This is a genomic window from Corallococcus silvisoli, from assembly GCF_009909145.1.
GTDB classification, from domain to species: Bacteria; Myxococcota; Myxococcia; order Myxococcales; family Myxococcaceae; genus Corallococcus; species Corallococcus silvisoli.
Genome location: NZ_JAAAPJ010000007.1, coordinates 326222 through 342380, shown reverse-complemented (window position 1 = coordinate 342380; position 16159 = coordinate 326222). Strand labels below are relative to the sequence as shown.

The window sequence follows — 16159 nt, the reverse complement described above, 5'->3', positions numbered from 1 at the left end:
CTCCGGGCGCCGTCCCCGCGGGCACGGCGCCGGGCAGCGCCCCCACAGGCCCCGGCGGGCGCGGCGGGCCTCCAGCTCCAGGGACTCGAACTCACCGCGCCGGGAGGCTCCGGCCGGGGGGATGAACAGCGTGCACGCGTAGCCACGCTCCACGAGGAGCGCGTTCACGTCCTGGCCGTCCACGGACACGTAGGCGAGCCTCCGTCCGAAGCGGTCCGTGCACGCCTCCGCGTCCCGCAGCCGCACCGCGCGGCCCTCCACGAGCGAGCGGTTGAACGCCGCGGCCTCCTCACCGAAGCAGTCGTGGTGGCCGCGCGTCGTCTCCGGAGTGTCGGCGAGCAGGTAGCGGATCCGCTCGCCGTCCTGGAGCACCACCGTGTCTCCGTCGATGACCTGCGTCACCACGCCCGTACGCGGCCCGCACTCTCCCTCCTCGCCCCCGCACGCGGACAGGACGCCCAGCAGCAGCAGGAATCCCACGACGTGCATCCTCATGGCGCGCACCTCCGGTTCTCACGGCCCGGAGTGCCCCGGTCCCCCACGCCGTACGTCACGCCCGCGGGCGTCGGACAGAAGGCTCCGGCCGCGTCATTCGCGGAGGCGTCCCGCGCGCGCGCATCCAGCTGCGACGACACACCGGGGATCGCGGCGCTCGTGAAGGCCACCGAGTCCAACAGGATTCCCCTCATCGCGAGCTTCAGGACATGCGCTCCCGCGCCGTTGCCCAGGCCGAACCCGAACGTGCCAAACACCGAGGGCAGTCCCCCGTTGAGCGAAGCATCCTCGCTGCGCGCGAGCACGGCGTGACTCCCGGCCTTCATCGAAAGGCACAGCGGCGACTCCAGCACCGTGCTGCCTGTCTCGTTGGAGAGCGTCACCCCGTTGAGGTCCACCTCTCGCAGCGCGAGCACCTCCACCCATTCGCCCAGCGCATCCGGGACGGCGGAAGGGTCCGCCATGAACTCGGTGAGCACCAGCGAGCCCGCGGCCGGGACGCGGAGCGCGCGCGATTGCCCGGTCGTCCGGTCGATGCAGCCAGCCTGGGAGACACCGGCGTCCGCGCTCACGCAGACGCGGTTGGGCCGTCCGGGTGTGCCCAGGTTGCCCTTGTCACCGTAGGGCTCCGTGGCCGCGCACCAGGACGTCAGCACGTCATTGCCCCTCGCATCCTCGGTGAGCGGCGCGGACACCTGGGTGGCCACGCCATCCTGTGCCGGGCCATACACCGCGCTGTCGATGAGCACGCTTCCCACGCGCAGGGAGACCGCGCCGCCCGTGTTGCGCAGGTCCACCGAGAAGGTGGCCAGTGGCTCCGGGAGGCCCCCATTCACGTCGGACTCGCGCCTGCGGGCGAGCAGCGCCGTCTCTCCCGAAGCAAGGGACATGCAGCGCTCCGACTCCAGCCGGGTACCCGACGTGTCCGTTCCCACCGTGAGACCATTGAGGTCCACGGGCGCGGTGGCGCGCACCTCCAGCCATTCGCCCACCGTGTCATCGCCTCGCGGGTTGGCCATCACCTCCGTGATGATCAGCTGACCTGGACGCGGTGACTGGACCTCCCGGGGAGAGAGCGCCCCCGGGGGCAGACAGGTCACGACACGACCACCATCCACGCCGGACGCGCCAGCGTCCGCCACAGCAGGACACGGCGCGTTCGCGCTCCCCGGACTGCCACGGGTCCCGCCCGGCACGGTCTCCGGTGCGTCACACCAGCGCGACAGGTCGTCATTGCCCTCCGCCTCTGGCACGAGCCGGCCGTCATAGGTCCGGGCCACACCCGACTTCTCCGGCGCGGTGAGCGCCACCGTGTCGAGCACACGCGTCCCACACCGCAGACCCAGCAGTCCCGCGCTGTTCCCCAGCGCGCCGAGCGCATCCCCATACGTCTGGTCCACATGTTCGGGCAGCGGCCCGTCCCGCACATCGCCCAGCACGACGAAGGTGCCCGCATCCACGGGCAACGCGGTGGTGAACGTATAGGCCCGCTCCTGCGCCGCCTCGTCGCGAGCGGTGAAGAGCGTCACCCCCAGCAGGTCCACGGTCTCCCGCGAGGGATTGTGGAGCTCCACGTACTCCTTCCCGGTGTCCGCGCCCGTGGGGTCGTTGAGGTACTCGGTGATGACGAGGGCGCCCGGAAACAGGGCCGCGCAGGCCGGTGGCTCCTCCTCCCACGTGGGCAACCCACAACCTCCCAACACCCCCAGCGCCCATCCCAACCCCAGCCCCACGCCCCATCCCCTCACTGCCCAAGCCGCCACACTCCGCTCCCTTCAGAACCGCGTCTCCACTTCCAGCGCGAACAGGTGCCGGGGCGCATCCGGCGGCGTCCGGGCACCTCGTGCGTCTTTCAGGTCGATCCGCCACGCGTACCGGGCCCGCGTCGTCACGGCGTCCCCCGCCGCCCAGCTCGCGTCGAGCGTCGCCCGGAAGGACTGCTCCAGCCGGTGGCGCGTCGACAGGTCCTCGTCCTTCCACACGGCCCGCCCCCGCAACCGCACGGCCTCGCAAGGCCGCACCTGGGCCTCCACCACGGCCTGCGCGTCCACGCGCACGCCTGCGTTCACGGGATCATCCACGCGTGCATGCGCGTACTGCGCGGCCACGGTCAGGGCGTCGTGAAGCTCCGCCTTCACACGGGCCGTCATGCGCAGCAGCGACCCCGAGCAGGGCGCCTCGGCGGAGCCGTCGAAGCAGTCGCCCGCCACGCCGACGTCCTTGTCCCGGTACTCGCCCCACAGCGACGGCTGGAAGAGCGCATGCACCCGCCAGTCCACACGGGCGGAGGCCCGCAGGTTCACCGTGCCCGCGCTGCCCACCACCGCGCCGTCGGAGGGAAGCGTCCACGCATCCACCTCTCCGCGCAGCCGCAACGCACCCTCCAGCCGGTGCAGGTAGCGCACGCGCGCACCTACCTCGTTCCGAGCCCGTGAGCCCTCCAGCTCGTCCGGCCCGGACATCGCCCCCGTGTAGGGATTGGCGAAGCCTCGACCGTAGGCGCGCAGCGACACCTCCAGTTCCTGCGCGGCACCCGCCACCACCGTGCGCTGGAGCACGCCGAACCCGCCACCCCCACCTGGCGCCGCATCGAACGTACGCGCCGCCTCCACGAAGAGGTCCACCGGGCCGTGCCCCCACGCGCCGTCGACTCCCACCGCGCCGAATGCGCCGCCCGCCGGGTAGCCCGCGGTGGAGCGGAAATCGAGCGAAGCCCCTTCCACGCTCCACACCGGCAGAGCCCCCCAGGCCGTCGCGCCCACCTGCGCTCGCGGCGTCCATGAGAGCGTCGCGTGACCTCCTCCCGCCCACTCACGGAACACGCCAGGAAGCGAACGAGACACCACGCGCCCCATGGGCGTCTTCTCTCCCGCGAGCCATACCGCGGGCGCCTTGCAGCGGCTCCCCTCGCATGACGCCCTGTCCATCAGCGCGTGCGAGAGCAAGGAGCGGGACTGATACGAACCGAAGCCCGTCGCGGAGAGCTCCGCGTCCGTCCCCACCGCCCCGCGCACCGTGCCCACCACGCCCCGAAAGCCTTCCTCCCAGTGGAAGTCTGGCGTCACGTCCACGGCGCGCTCCTCGGGTGTGCAGGCGCCCTCCCCCAGGAAGCACCACCGCTCCACGTCCCCGGGCACGCGCACGGCGTCGTCGGGAAGGAAGCCGTCCGGCGTGGGCAGTCCCGTGGTGTCCAACGTGAGCCGCTGCGCGAAGCCCAGCCGGTACGCTCCCACCAGCACCGATGCTCGCTCGCCCATCCACTGTCCGTGGAACTTGGGCATGACCACCGAGACGCCGGGCGCCTCCGCCACCAGCCTCCGCTGACTCGCATCCCGGTGCACCGTGCCCAATCGCCGCCGCGTCATCGACGTGAGCAGCCCCACACGCCAGCCCTCCGGTCCCGCCACGCGGACCTGGAGCGCCAACGGCGGCAGCACCGGATCCGATACGGCGAACGCAGTCAGCAGCCGCGCGTCCCCTGACACCCGGTCCGAAGGCGCCATCATCAAGAACGGCGCCAGCTTCCGCCGCTCCTCCGCCGTCAGCCCCGCCCGTCCTCCTGAAACCAACGGAGGGCGTCGCCGCTCATTCGCCTCCGACGCGGTGCGCGACTCGAAAGCCAACGACTCTGGCCGCACCTCCGCCGCCGCTGAAGTGCGCTCCTCGCGAGCCAGGGGCGCCAGCCCGCTCGGCACCACCCCTGCGCTCCCCGTGCCCTCCAGCAGCCCATCCACCCGCGCGTACGTCAGCCCGGGCAATGCATAGAGCGCCGCACGCGACGCATGCGCCGGATCCACTCCCGAACGCCGCAGCACCAGGAGCGCCGCCAGCGTCTCCGCCGTGATGGCGCCATCCTCCCGCAGCGCGAACAACGCGGCCTCCCCGGTGTCCTCGGGCTCGACCTCATAGGACGCGGCGCGCGCCACGGCAGGGACACCCAGCAGGTACAGCCACAGGCAGCAGAGGACGGGACGCACGCGGCGGGCCCTCTGCACGAGTGGGACCACCCTTCCCTACAGGAAGCCCCAGCCGAATCGCCCGTCCCTTCCCGGGACGCGGCGTCCAGGCGAGGGACGGGCACGCCCTCCCCACCACGATGGCGTCGGGCGGTGCGGCTATGCTCCGGGCCACATCTCGCGAGGGTCGGCCTTCCCGGCCCCAAGAACAGCACATGGGCCACGTCCACATCCTTCGCCACTTCCCCTCTCCCCAGGAGGGGTTCAACCGCACCGTCCGCATCTACACGCCGGACACCTACGACGCGTGGCAGGACCACCGCTTCCCGGTGCTCTACATGCACGACGGGCAGAACGTCTTCGCGCACCCCGAGTCGGCCGTCTTCGACACGTGGTGCGCCAACCGCGTCGCGGAGGACAGTGTGAACGCGGGGCGGATGGAGCCGTGGCTCATCGTCGCGGTGGACTCCGGACCGGGCCGCTTCCAGGAGTACTCGCCGTGGGACGAGCCTCGCAACGGCGTGGCCGCGCGCGGCGAGGCCTATGGGCGCTTCCTCGTGGACGAGCTCAAGCCATACATCGACCAGACGTACCGCACGCGCGCGGGCAGCGAGTGGACGGCCACGATGGGGTCATCCCTGGGCGGGCTCATCTCGCTGTACCTGGGATGGAAGTTCCCGCAGGTGTTCGGGCGCATCGGCGCGCTGTCGCCCACGGTGATGTGGAGCCAGGGCCGCCTGTTCGACGCGTGGCGTGCGCACAGCCGGCGCTGGTCGCGCATCTACCTGGACGCCGGCGACACCGAATACATCCACGCGGGCGGCCTGCCCCTGGACTATGGCCGGGGCACGCGCGACTTCTTCCGCCACCTCAAGGACCTGGGCTACGCCGACCACGAGGTGTCCCTGGTGCTGGAGCCGGGCGGCGAGCACCACGAGAAGGACTGGCAGCGCAGACTGCCCGGCGCCATGCAGTGGTTGCTCGGGTGAGTCCGCGTCCGTGACCCACCGCCCCCGGTCCGTGCCGCTGGGAGAGCGGCAGGTCTACGTCCAGGTCGTGGAGGGGCTCCTCCAGCACGGCCTGCGCGGCCAGCTGTCGCCCCGGCTGCGGGAACGGCTGCGCCAGGCGGGCGTGGACCTGGACCGGCCGCTGCTCCCGCTCTACCCGGTGCCGCTCTGGAGCCGGTGCCTGCACATCGTCATCGAGGAGGTCTATCCCGGCCTCCCCCGGACGGAGGCCTTCAGCCGGCTCGCCCACGCGCACGTGGAGGGCTACGGCGCCACGCTGCTGGGGCGCGCGGTGATGGGCGTGATGCGCGTGCTGGGGCCCACGCACGTCGTGCGCCGCCTGCCGGAGGTGCTGCGCGGCACGGACAACTACACGGAGGTGACGCTGACGGAGCGAGGCCCGGCGCACTACGAGTTGGAGCTCAACTCGGTGATGGACGCGCCCGGCTACACGGAGGCGCTGTTCGAGGCCCTGCTGGGCGCGGGCGGCGCGAAGGCCCCCCGAGCGACGAAGCTGCACGAAGGCGAAGGCCGCACGGTGCTGTCGCTCACCTGGACGGCGGAGCCGTAGCGCTCACGTCGCCTGGATGAAGCGCACCGCGTCCTGCATGGACTCCAGGTCCGCGTGGCGGGTGAGGTACATCTCCTCTCCCAGGAGGCTGTGGTAGATGGGCGGCAGCTCGCGGTGCACGAGCAGCGACCTCCCCAGCCGCTCGACGATCTGCGCATGGGAGTGGAGGTAGCGCCGGCCGTGACGGCGGGCGCTGTGGCAGACGTGGTGGCGCGGCGTGTACTGGAAGTCCGCCACCGGGTCGCCCGTCACCACGCGGGCCCAGAGCCGGTACACGTCGATGTCGCACGTATAGTTCATCATGTCCGTCATGAAGCCGCCGGGCGGGCGCAGGTTGGCCTCCAGCACGACGAAGCGTCCGTCGGGCAGCCGGAAGAACTCCAGGTGGAACCAGCGCTCGCGCAGGCCGAAGGCGGCGACGACCTGACGGCCCAGCACGTCGAGCGCGGCGGGGATGTGCTGGAGGCTCCAGAAGGAGATGTCGCGCCGCTCGGTGACGGTCTCCATGCCGCCGTCGCTGTACTCGTGGCTGAGGTTGAAGACGATGACGCCGTGGCGGTCCACGATGCCGTCGTAGGTGACGATGGTGCCGCGCACGAAGGGCTGCGCGACGTAGGACGTGGGCAGCGGGTGGGCGAGCGCGGCGTCCACCTCCGCGTCGCTGGCGACCTTGAAGGTGTGGGCGGCGCCCACGCCCACGTCGGGCTTGAGCACGAGCGGGTAGCCCACGCGGGCGGCGAAGGCCTTCACCTGCTCCGCGTCGCGCACGCGCAGGAGGTCCGGGTGGGGAACGCCAGACGCATGGAAGACCTCCGCCATGCCGGACTTGGAGCGCAGCTTGAGGATGTCGGGAGGCTGGAGGCCGGGGACGTGGAAGTCCTCGCGCAGGCGGGCCTCCACTTCCAACCAGGACTCGTTGAGGGACTCGATGCGGTCCACGCGGCCGTGGCGCCAGGTGAGGTAGCCGGTGGCGCGCAGGAGGGCGTCGGCGTCGTTGAGGCTGGGGACGAAGAAATACTCACGCAGCGACTCGCGCAGCTCCGAGCGCAGGGACTCGTAGGGTGCGTCACCAATGCCCAGCACGGACACGCCGCGCTCGCGCAGGGCGGCGGCGAAGTGGAAGTACTGGGAGGGGAAGTGGGGGGAGATGAAGACGAAGTTCATGGCTCCTGGCGGGCGAGTCCTCCGCTGGGGACTGACCATAGCGGCACCACCCTCGCCCTAGAAGCCCGGCGGGGAACAGTGTCCACCCGCGGAGGTTCGCCCCCGCGGCGCTCCCGGGGAACACTCACGCCACGGCGGTCAGCGCACGGGCCATGCGGCGCACGGCTTCGCGCAGCTCGTCCTCCTGGAGCGGCGTGAAGCACAGGCGCAGCGCGTCCAGGGGTTCGCGGTCGAAGGTGTAGTGCCCCCCGTGCAGGAAGCCGACGCCTTCCTCGAGGCCCCGTTCCACCCACGCGGCGGCGTCCACGCCGGGGGCACACCGCGCCCACAGCGTCATTCCCCCCGCGGGCACGGTGAAGTCGAGCGCGGAGCCCAACGACGCGCGCAGCGCATCCACCAGCACATCCCGCCGGGAGCGGTACACGGCGCGCATCTTGCGAACGTGGCGCTGAACCTCACCCTCCTCCAGCAGCTCGGCGACGGCGGCCTCGGTGACCAGGTCGCCCTGCCGGTCCACGGCGGCGCGCACCGCGGACGCGCGAGCGATGAACGGCGCGGGCGCGGAGAGAAAGCCCAGGCGAAGTCCCGGCGCGAGCACCTTGGACAGCGTGCCCACGTAGAGCACGAGTCCATCCCGGTCCTCGCTCGCGAGCGGCAGCACGGGAGGACCCTCGAAGTGGAACTCGTGGTCGTAGTCGTCCTCGATGAGCGCGACGTTCGAGGCACGGGCCCACGCGAGCAACCGCTGCCGGCGTTCCGCGGAGAGCGTGACCGTGGTGGGGTACTGGTGGTGCGGCGTGAGGTAGACGGCGCGCACCGGCCCCAGGCGCTCCAGCACGTCCACCCGAAGGCCCTCCGCGTCCACGGGGACGGGCACGACGTTCGCCCCCGTGAGGCGGAAGGCATCCCACGCCGGAAGGTAGCCCGGGGACTCCACCGCCACGGTGTCACCGGGACGAAGCAGGGTACGGGCCGCGAGGTCCAGCGCCCCCTGGCTGCCCCGGGTGATGATCAGCGTGTCCGGGGTGACGGCCATGCCGCGAAGCGAGGCCAGCATCGCGGCCAAGGCCTCACGCAGCCCCGCGTGTCCCAGCGGCGCGTCATAGTCGAGCAGCTTCTGCCCACCGCGCTTCAAGGCCCGCCGGTACGCGCGCGCGAGCAGGTCCGAAGGCAGCAGCCGCACATCCGGGCCGCCGCTGACCAACATCAACGCGCCACCCGCAGGCCCGGCCCTCCGAGGCACCGCGCGGGCCTCCACGGCCGGAGGCAACGCGAAGCCCAGCTCCCGCGAGGCCCTCGCTGAGGGCGTGGCGTCAGCTCCATCCGGAGGAGCCCGCGCGACGAAGGTGCCCAGGCCCGGCGTGGTGATGATCCACCCCTGGGCCTCCAGCTCCTGGTACGCCGCGAGCACCGTGTTGCGGTGCACGCCCAGGGACACCGCCAGCGCGCGGCTGCCGGGGAGCGGCTCCCCGGGACGCAGCCGGCCGCGCCGCACGTCCTCCGCCAGCGCCCGGGCGATCTGCACGAAGCGCGGCGTCGGCGACCTTGCGTCCAGCGGAACCGTCAGCGTCCAGCGAGCCATGCCTGCCTCCCCGGACGGCGCGTCCTCAGTTCTTCTGCAGCGGGCGGTAGCGGATGCGGTGCGGCTCCAGCGCGTCCGGGCCCAGGCGCTTCTTCTTGTCCGCCTCGTAGTCCTCGAAGTTGCCCTCGAAGAAGAACGCCTTGCTGTCGCCCTCGAACGCGAGGATGTGCGTGGCGATGCGGTCCAGGAACCAGCGGTCGTGGCTGATGACCACCGCGCAGCCCGCGAAGTTGAGCAGCGCGTCCTCCAGGCTGCGCAGCGTCTCCACGTCCAGGTCGTTCGTGGGCTCGTCCAACAGCAGCAGGTTGCCGCCGCTCTTGAGCATCTTCGCCAGGTGCACCCGGTTGCGCTCGCCGCCCGACAGGTCCTTCACCCGCTTCTGCTGGTCCTGCCCCTTGAACGCGAACCCCGCCAGGTACGCGCGGCTGGGCACCTGCCCCGCCTTGCCCAGGTCCAGGTGGTCCAGGCCGCCGCTCACCTCCTGGAACACCGTCTGGTCGCCGTTCAGCGCGTCGCGGCTCTGGTCCACGTAGGCCATCACCACCGTCTCGCCGATCCGCAGCTCGCCCGCGTCCGGCTTCTCCGCGCCCGTCATCATCCGGAACAGCGTCGTCTTGCCCGCGCCGTTCGGACCAATCACTCCCACGATGCCGCCCGGCGGCAGCTTGAAGTTCAGCTCGTCGATGAGCAGCCGCTCCCCATACGCCTTGCGCAGCCCCTTCGCCTCCACCACCAGCCCGCCCAGCTTCGGACCCGGCGGGATCAGCACCTCGCCCGTGGGCTCGCGCTTCTCCTGCGACTGGTTGAGCAGATCCTCGTACGCGGAGATGCGCGCCTTGCTCTTCGCCTGACGCGCCTTCGGAGACGCCCGCACCCACTCCAGCTCGCGCTTGAGCGTCTTCTGGCGGTGGCTCTCCGACTTCTCCTCCAGCTCCAGCCGCTTCTGCTTCTGGTCCAGCCAGCTGGAGTAGTTCCCCTTCCAGGGCACCCCCTCGCCGCGGTCCAGCTCCAGGATCCACTCGGCCACGTTGTCCAGGAAGTACCGGTCGTGCGTGATGCACACGATGGTCCCCGTATAGGCCTTCAGCGCCTGCTCCAGCCACGCGACGCTCTCCGCGTCCAGGTGGTTGGTGGGCTCGTCCAGGAGGAGCAGGTCCGGCTTCTCCAGCAGGATGCGGCAGAGCGCCACGCGGCGCTTCTCACCGCCGGACAGCTTCGTCACGTCCGCGTCACCCGGAGGCAGACGCAGGGCGTCCATCGCCATCTCCAGCGTGCGGTCCAGCTCCCAGCCGTTCGTCGCGTCGATGGTGTCCTGCAGCTTCGCCTGCTCGGCGAGCAGCTTCTCCATCTCCGCGTCGCTCATGGGCTCCGCGAACTTCGCGCTCACTTCATTGAAGCGGTCCAACGCCTGGCGGATCTGCTTCAGGCCCAGCTCCACGTTCCCCTTCACGTCCAGGGTCGTGTCCAGCTGGGGCTCCTGCGCCAGGTAGCCCACCTTCACCGTGGGGTCCGGCTTCGCGGTGCCGAAGAACTCCGTGTCCACCCCCGCCATGATGCGCAGCAGCGTGGACTTGCCGGAGCCGTTGGGGCCAATCACGCCAATCTTCGCGCCCGGGAAGAACGACAGGTAGATCCCCTTGAGGATGTCCTTGCCGTTCTTGACCTTGCGCAGGTCCTGCATCGTGAAGATGAAATTCTGGGCCATGGCGGCCTCCTCGGTATTCGCTGGAACGTGAGCGGGCATGAGCGGATAGCAGGGAGCCCCATCCGGCTCAAGACGCCTGCGGCCCGCCGTGTCCGGTTGGACGGGGCGCGTCACCCGCCCAAGAGCGAAAACGCCGGCTCGCTCACCCTGCGAACCGAATTCGAAGGTGTTAGAGGAAGCCCCCCATGTCCGAGCCTACGCCCCCCGCCCTGGAGCTGCAGGGCCTCTCCAAGCGCTACGGAAACTTCACCGCCCTCCACTCCGTGGACCTCACCATCCGCCCCGGAGAAATCTTCGCCCTCCTGGGCCCCAACGGGGCCGGCAAGACGACCCTCATCGGCAGCGTGTGCGGGCTCGTGCGGAAGTCCGCTGGCACCATGAAGGTCTTCGGCAAGGACCTGGACCAGGACCCCAACGGCCCCCGCTACCAGGTGGGCCTGGTCCCCCAGGAGATCAACTTCGATCCGTTCTTCACCGTCGGGGAGTCCCTGCGCATCCAGCAGGGCTACTACGGCCAGCCCCGCGACGACGCGCGCATCGACGAGGTCCTCACCGCCCTCAACCTCCAGGCCAAGAAGGACTCGCTCACGCGCGCCCTGTCCGGCGGCATGAAGCGCCGGCTGCTCATCGCCAAGGCGCTCGTCCACAAGCCGAAGCTCGTCTTCCTGGATGAGCCCACCGCGGGCGTGGACGTGGAGCTGCGGCGCGACCTCTGGACGTACGTGAAGAAGATCGCCAGCGAGGGCACCACCATCGTCCTCACCACCCACTACCTGGAGGAAGCGGAGGAGCTGGCGGACCGCGTGGGCATCATCAACGAGGGCCGCCTCCTGATGGTGGAGGACAAGGCCGCCCTCTTGCGCCGCTTCGGGGAGAAGCGCCTGGTCGTCACCTTCTCCGAGGCGCAGGCCGCCATGCCCGCCGCTGGCCAGCGCTTCGCCGCGAGCCTGTCCGCCGAGGGCCGCACGCTCACCTACGTGGAGCGCGACAACTGCGCCCCCTCCGGCGAGCTGCTCCGTTCGCTCTACGCCGACGGGCTGCCCATCTCCGAGGTGGAGACGCGGCGCTCGCGCCTGGAAGACGTGCTCATCGAAATCCTCCGCGGCCGCCCCTCGCAGGCCGCCTGAACCCCGCTTCCACGAAACCACCTCATGAACGTCCTCGGGATGCAGACGCTGTTCGCGAAGGAGGTCCGGCGCTTCATGCGCGTGCCGGGCCAGACCGTCCTATCGCCCCTCATCAGCACCACGCTGTACTTCATCGTCTTCGGCTATTCGATTTCCGGTCGCGTGCACGAGGTGGAGGGCCACCCGTACCTGCACTTCATCGTGCCCGGCCTGGTGTTCCTGGGCATCGCCAACAACGCGTTCCTCAACAGCAGCTCCTCGCTGTTCATCACCAAGATTCAAGGCACGGTGGTGGACCTGCTGGTGGCGCCGCTGGGGCCCGGCGAGCTGATGGTGGGCTTCATCGGCGGCGCGATGGTGCGCGGCCTGGTGGTGGGCCTGCTCACCTGGGGGGTGGCCGCCGCCTTCTCCGGCTTCAGCCTGGAGCACCCGCTGGCGACGCTCTACTTCCTCGTGCTCTCCAGCTACGTGTTCAGCGTGCTGGGCATGCTCGCCGCCGTCTGGGCGGAGAAGTTCGAGCAGATCAACTTCTTCCCCACCTTCGTCATGCTGCCCCTCACGTTCCTGGGCGGCGTCTTCTACTCGGTGCGCGAGCTGCCCTCCCCCTGGAACCACGTCAGCCTCTTCAACCCCATGGTCTACATGGTGGAGGGCCTGCGCTACGGCATGCTGGGCAGCAGCCTGTTCTCGCCCCTCGTCGGAGGCGCCATCCTCGCGCTCACCGCCGCCGTCGCCACCGCCATCACCTACGGGGTGCTGCGCTCCGGCTACAAGATGAAGGCCTAGCCAGCCCGGGGCCCGCCTGACTCCCTCTCGGGGAGGGAGGCGGGCCCCTCCCCGCCGGACAGGGCCTCTGTCTTTTTGGAGATCGGCTGTTTCCCGCACGATGAGAAAGCGCGGTATCCTCCCGGACACCAATGGCGGTGGGCTTCGGGAAATACGAGCTGTTGCGAAAAATCGCGTCGGGCGGGATGGGACAGGTGTTCCTCGCGCGCGAGCATGGAACGGGCTTCGAGCGGCTGGTCGTCCTCAAGCTCATCTTGCCGCACCTCGCCGAGGACGAAGAGTTCCTGGACATGTTCCTGGAAGAGGCGCGGCTGGTGGCGCGCCTGTCCCACCCGAACCTCATCACCATCCTGGACCTGACGGAGATTGAAGGCCGGCACTGCCTGGCGATGGAGTACGTGCAGGGCGAGGACGTGCGGCGGCTGGAGCGCTTCGCGCGCAAGCAGGAGCGCCCGCTGCCGGTGGGGCTGGTGGTGCGCATCATCGCGGACGCGGCGGCGGGGTTGTCCTACGCGCACGGCGCGCGGGACGGTCACGGTCAGCCGCTGAAGCTGGTGCACCGGGACGTGTCGCCGCAGAACGTGCTCGTCGGGTTCGACGGGGGCGTGAAGGTCATCGACTTTGGCGTGGCGAAGGCGGCCACCAGCGGACAGCAGACGGCGACGGGCGTGCTCAAGGGCAAGTACCCGTACATGTCCCCGGAGCAGGCCAACGGGCTCGCGGTGGACGGCCGCAGCGACCAGTTCGCGCTGGGCGTGGTGATGTGGGAGCTCTTGACGGGCAAGCGGCTCTTCAAGGGTGACACGGACCTGATGACGCTGCGGCTGGTGCGCGACTGCCAGGTGCCGCCGCCGTCACAGCTCAACCCCAAGCTGCCGCCGGGCCTGGACGAGGTGGTGCTCAAGGCGCTCGCGCCCTCGCCGGACGCCCGCTATCCGGACTGCGCCGCGTTCCGGCTGGCGCTGGAGGACTGGGCGCTCAACCTGAGGCTGCCGTCGAGCAGCGCGCACCTGGCCGCGTACCTGCGGGAGCTGTACGCGGAGCGCATCGCCACGGAGTCCGACCCGGCGAAGCTGGACCAACTGGCGGAGGACGCGGACCTGGATTCGCAGTCCAACTCGTCGCGCGGCGGCGTGCCCACGTCGGGTGCGCGGGGGAACGTGGCCTCGCGGGCGTCGAAGCTGGTGGGCCCGCCGTCCCGTCCGCCCACGCGCGTGGAGCCGGAGAAGACGCGGAACACCGCGGCCCTGGTGCAGGAGGCGCCGAAGCGGCGCTCCTGGATCCCCTACGTGGTGGGCGGCGTGGCGCTGGTGACGGGTGGCGCGGCGGTGGTGCTGCTGCGCGGCGCCAGCGGGGCGACGGTTCCCCAGACGCCGGCCGTGGTGGCCACGCGCCCCGCGGACGAGACACGGACCGCGCCGCCGGAGACGGCCCCGGAGCCCGTCGCGCCCCAGCCGGTGCAGCTGCTGGTGAAGAGCGACCCTCCTGGCGCCACGGTGCAGGTGGGCGGCGAGGAGCGCGGCACGACGCCTGTCTCCCTGCCGCTGATTCCCGGGGAGCCGTCGGTGGCGGTGACGGTCGCGCTCAATGGCTACGAGCCGGTGACGCGGCAGGTGTCCGCGGCGGACGCGCCCACGCTGGCGGTGGAGCTCCAACGCCGGGTGACGCGGCCCACGCCGCCGCCGAGGAAACCTCCCTCGACATCGTCGCTGGGCATCAAGACGGGGCGTTGAGGCGCCTCCTCGTGCCGCCGGTCGGCGGACCCACGGAGACTGTCGCGACGATGCCTCCCCGCCGCGAGTCCACGGCCCTCCGGGGCCCTGGCTCAGGAGCGCCGCGCGCGGGACTCGGCTGACACGACGACGACGTAGCCGTCCGGGTCGCGCACCCAGAGCTCCCAGCGCCGCGAGTTCGGGTTCACGTGCGGCTCCTCGACCCAGTCCACCTTCAGCGCCTGGGCCGCCTCGACGGACGCGTCGAAGTCCGTGGTCTCGAACCAGAGCAGGACGCCGTGCCCGTGCGGGGCCGCGTCCGCCCCCATCAGGTTCGCGTGCTCGTCCAGGTCCCACGCGTGGAGCTGGAGCACGAGCTCGCCGTTGTTCACCAGCATCTCGTACTCATCCCCGCCGTGGCCGCTCTCGCAGCCGAGCAGCGCCTGATACCACCGGCTGCTCGCGGCGACGTCGCGCACCGCGATGAGGGGCTGAGACCGGACGTGGGCTGTCCTGCGGGGCTTGCTGGGCATGGAGTGCTCGGGTGCCGTGTGTCACCGGGACGGGGCGCATCCAGGGCCCCGTCCCGCCGTGACGTCGCTACCGCTTGAAGTGATCCGCGATGACGCTCGCCACGCTGGCGGTGAGCTTCTTGCCCGTGGGGATGTGCAGGAACTCGTTGGGCCCGTGCGCGTTGCTGCCCGGCCCGAGCAGCCCCGTGATGAGGAACTGCGCCTCCGGGAAGCGCTCGCCCAGCATGCCCATGAACGGGATGGTGCCGCCCTCGCCCATGGCCATCGCGGGGTTGCCGAAGCACGCCTTGGACGCGGACTCCACCGCGTTCGACAGCCAGCCCGCGAGCGGCGGCGCGTCCCAGCCCACCGACGCCTTGTCCCCGTCGAAGGACACCTTCGCGCCGTACGGCGGGTCCTTCTCCAGCGTCTCCTTCAGCGCCTTCGAGGCCGCCTTGGGGTCCACGCGCGGCGGGATGCGCATGGACAGCTTCCACGTGGTGAAGGGCCGCAGCACGTTGCCCGCGCTCGCCAGCCCCGGCACGCCCTCCACGCCCGTCAGCGCCAGCGCCGGACGCCAGGTGCGGTTGAGCACCAGCTCCTCGCCGTCCACCGTCACCGGGCGCGCGCCCTCCACCCAGGGGAACTTCGTGTAGAGCTCGTCGCCCAGCGTCTGGGCCGCGGCCTTCGCCTGCGCGCGCCGGCCCTCCGGAATCTCCGTGTGCAGCGCGGCCACCTTGATGTGGCCCGTCTGCTCGTCCTCCACGCGCGACAGCAGCTGCCGCATGATGCGCATGGACGACGCCACCACGCCCGTCGCGTCACCGGAGTGCACACCCTCCGTGAGGATGTCCACGCGCAGGTTGCCGGCCACCATCCCGCGCAGGCTGGTGGTCATCCAGAGCTGGTCATAGTTCGCGCAGCCCGAGTCCAGGCACACCACCAGCGACGGCTTGCCGATGCGCGGCGCCAGCGCCTCGATGTACGCGGGCAGGTCGTAGCTGCCGCTCTCCTCGCACGCCTCGATGATGATGGCGCAGCGGGCGTGCGGCACGCCCTGCTCCTTGAGCAGCCGCAGCGCGGACAGCGACGCGAACGCCGAATAGCCGTCGTCCGCGCCGCCGCGCCCGAAGAGCTTGTCGCCCTCGCGCACCGGCGTCCACGGCGTCAGGTCCTCGCGCCAGCCGGTCATCTCCGGCTGCTTGTCCAGGTGCCCGTACAGCAGCACCGTGTCGTCGCCGCGCGTGCCCGGCACCTCCATGTAGATGACCGGCGTGCGGTCCTTGCCGTCCGCCGTCTTCAGCCGCACCACCTCCACCGTCAGCCCCGGCAGGTGCGCGGCCTGCGCGCGGCACCAGTCCGAGATGAGCTGCACGGCCTGCTCCATGTGGCCGGACTTCACCCAGTCCGGGTCGAAGGCGGGCGACTTGTTGGGGATGCGGATGTAGCGCTCCAGCGCCGGGAGGATCTCCTGCTCCCAGATGCGCTCGGACGAGGCGAGGGCTTGGTCGACGTTCATGGCGGCGCCATGCTGCCCACCGC

12 protein-coding genes and 1 pseudogene are annotated in these 16159 nt (G+C 71.0%); 5 read left to right on the top strand and 8 right to left on the bottom strand.

The window, feature by feature from the left end; genetic code table 11:
• Nucleotides 1-54 precede the first annotated feature (54 nt).
• From GTY96_RS15745 to GTY96_RS15735, 3 genes and pseudogenes are all read right to left on the bottom strand, one after another.
• Nucleotides 55-489: pseudogene (locus tag GTY96_RS15745) on the bottom strand (thermonuclease family protein); the annotation flags it as partial.
• 2 nt (nt 490-491) lie between these two features.
• Nucleotides 492-2258: a hypothetical protein gene (locus GTY96_RS15740; RefSeq protein WP_328700899.1), complete on the bottom strand. Its 1767-nt coding sequence runs from the start codon at nt 2256-2258 to the stop codon at nt 492-494.
• A gap of 12 nt (nt 2259-2270) precedes the next feature.
• A complete protein-coding gene (locus GTY96_RS15735; RefSeq protein WP_201756101.1) occupies nt 2271-4472 on the bottom strand; it encodes a hypothetical protein in 2202 nt (733 codons plus the stop codon).
• Between the two features lie 194 nt (nt 4473-4666).
• Between GTY96_RS15735 and GTY96_RS15730 the strand changes: the two genes are divergently transcribed.
• On the top strand, nt 4667-5440 hold the full coding sequence (locus tag GTY96_RS15730; protein ID WP_143903905.1) for an alpha/beta hydrolase: 774 nt from the start codon (nt 4667-4669) through the stop codon (nt 5438-5440).
• A gap of 10 nt (nt 5441-5450) precedes the next feature.
• Entirely contained in the window at nt 5451-6029 is a 579-nt protein-coding gene (locus GTY96_RS15725) for a DUF2378 family protein (protein WP_328700897.1), read from the top strand.
• A gap of 3 nt (nt 6030-6032) precedes the next feature.
• Here the strand turns inward: GTY96_RS15725 and GTY96_RS15720 are convergent, their stop codons facing one another.
• The 3 genes from GTY96_RS15720 to ettA all read right to left on the bottom strand — a co-directional run bounded on the left by GTY96_RS15720 (nt 6033) and on the right by ettA (nt 10480).
• Entirely contained in the window at nt 6033-7193 is a 1161-nt protein-coding gene (locus GTY96_RS15720) for an ATP-grasp domain-containing protein (protein ID WP_161665153.1), read from the bottom strand.
• A 124-nt stretch (nt 7194-7317) separates the two neighbouring features.
• Nucleotides 7318-8775, bottom strand: a complete 1458-nt coding sequence (gene pdxR, locus GTY96_RS15715) for a MocR-like pyridoxine biosynthesis transcription factor PdxR (RefSeq protein WP_161665152.1) — start codon at nt 8773-8775, stop codon at nt 7318-7320.
• Nucleotides 8776-8800: 25 nt separating this feature from the next.
• Complete coding sequence (ettA, locus tag GTY96_RS15710) at nt 8801-10480, bottom strand: energy-dependent translational throttle protein EttA (RefSeq protein WP_161665151.1); 1680 nt, start codon at nt 10478-10480, stop codon at nt 8801-8803.
• A gap of 185 nt (nt 10481-10665) precedes the next feature.
• On the opposite strand from ettA, the gene GTY96_RS15705 reads away from it, so the two are divergent.
• The 3 genes from GTY96_RS15705 to GTY96_RS15695 all read left to right on the top strand — a co-directional run bounded on the left by GTY96_RS15705 (nt 10666) and on the right by GTY96_RS15695 (nt 14126).
• Nucleotides 10666-11607, top strand: coding sequence for an ABC transporter ATP-binding protein (locus GTY96_RS15705; RefSeq protein WP_143903897.1), 942 nt, complete (start codon nt 10666-10668; stop codon nt 11605-11607).
• Between the two features lie 24 nt (nt 11608-11631).
• Nucleotides 11632-12393, top strand: coding sequence for an ABC transporter permease (locus GTY96_RS15700; protein ID WP_143903895.1), 762 nt, complete (start codon nt 11632-11634; stop codon nt 12391-12393).
• A gap of 131 nt (nt 12394-12524) precedes the next feature.
• Nucleotides 12525-14126, top strand: a complete 1602-nt coding sequence (locus GTY96_RS15695; RefSeq protein WP_143903893.1) for a serine/threonine protein kinase — start codon at nt 12525-12527, stop codon at nt 14124-14126.
• 92 nt (nt 14127-14218) lie between these two features.
• Here GTY96_RS15695 and GTY96_RS15690 read toward each other — a convergent pair whose 3' ends face one another.
• The gene (locus GTY96_RS15690; protein ID WP_143903891.1) at nt 14219-14638 is read right to left on the bottom strand and encodes a VOC family protein; all 420 of its coding nucleotides are present in this window, start codon (nt 14636-14638) and stop codon (nt 14219-14221) included.
• A gap of 67 nt (nt 14639-14705) precedes the next feature.
• Nucleotides 14706-16136 (bottom strand): M20 family metallopeptidase, encoded by a 1431-nt coding sequence (locus GTY96_RS15685; RefSeq protein WP_143903889.1) that lies wholly within the window; start codon nt 16134-16136, stop codon nt 14706-14708.
• Nucleotides 16137-16159 lie beyond the last annotated feature (23 nt).

Coding starts and splice junctions, on each gene's coding strand:
- GTY96_RS15730 (WP_143903905.1), top strand. CDS start 4,667: ATGGGCCACGTCCACATCCTTCGCCACTTCCCCTCTCCCCAGGAGGGG.
- GTY96_RS15720 (WP_161665153.1), bottom strand. CDS start 7,193: ATGAACTTCGTCTTCATCTCCCCCCACTTCCCCTCCCAGTACTTCCAC.
- pdxR (WP_161665152.1), bottom strand. CDS start 8,775: ATGGCTCGCTGGACGCTGACGGTTCCGCTGGACGCAAGGTCGCCGACG.
- ettA (WP_161665151.1), bottom strand. CDS start 10,480: ATGGCCCAGAATTTCATCTTCACGATGCAGGACCTGCGCAAGGTCAAG.
- GTY96_RS15705 (WP_143903897.1), top strand. CDS start 10,666: ATGTCCGAGCCTACGCCCCCCGCCCTGGAGCTGCAGGGCCTCTCCAAG.
- GTY96_RS15700 (WP_143903895.1), top strand. CDS start 11,632: ATGAACGTCCTCGGGATGCAGACGCTGTTCGCGAAGGAGGTCCGGCGC.
- GTY96_RS15695 (WP_143903893.1), top strand. CDS start 12,525: ATGGCGGTGGGCTTCGGGAAATACGAGCTGTTGCGAAAAATCGCGTCG.
- GTY96_RS15690 (WP_143903891.1), bottom strand. CDS start 14,638: ATGCCCAGCAAGCCCCGCAGGACAGCCCACGTCCGGTCTCAGCCCCTC.
- GTY96_RS15685 (WP_143903889.1), bottom strand. CDS start 16,136: ATGAACGTCGACCAAGCCCTCGCCTCGTCCGAGCGCATCTGGGAGCAG.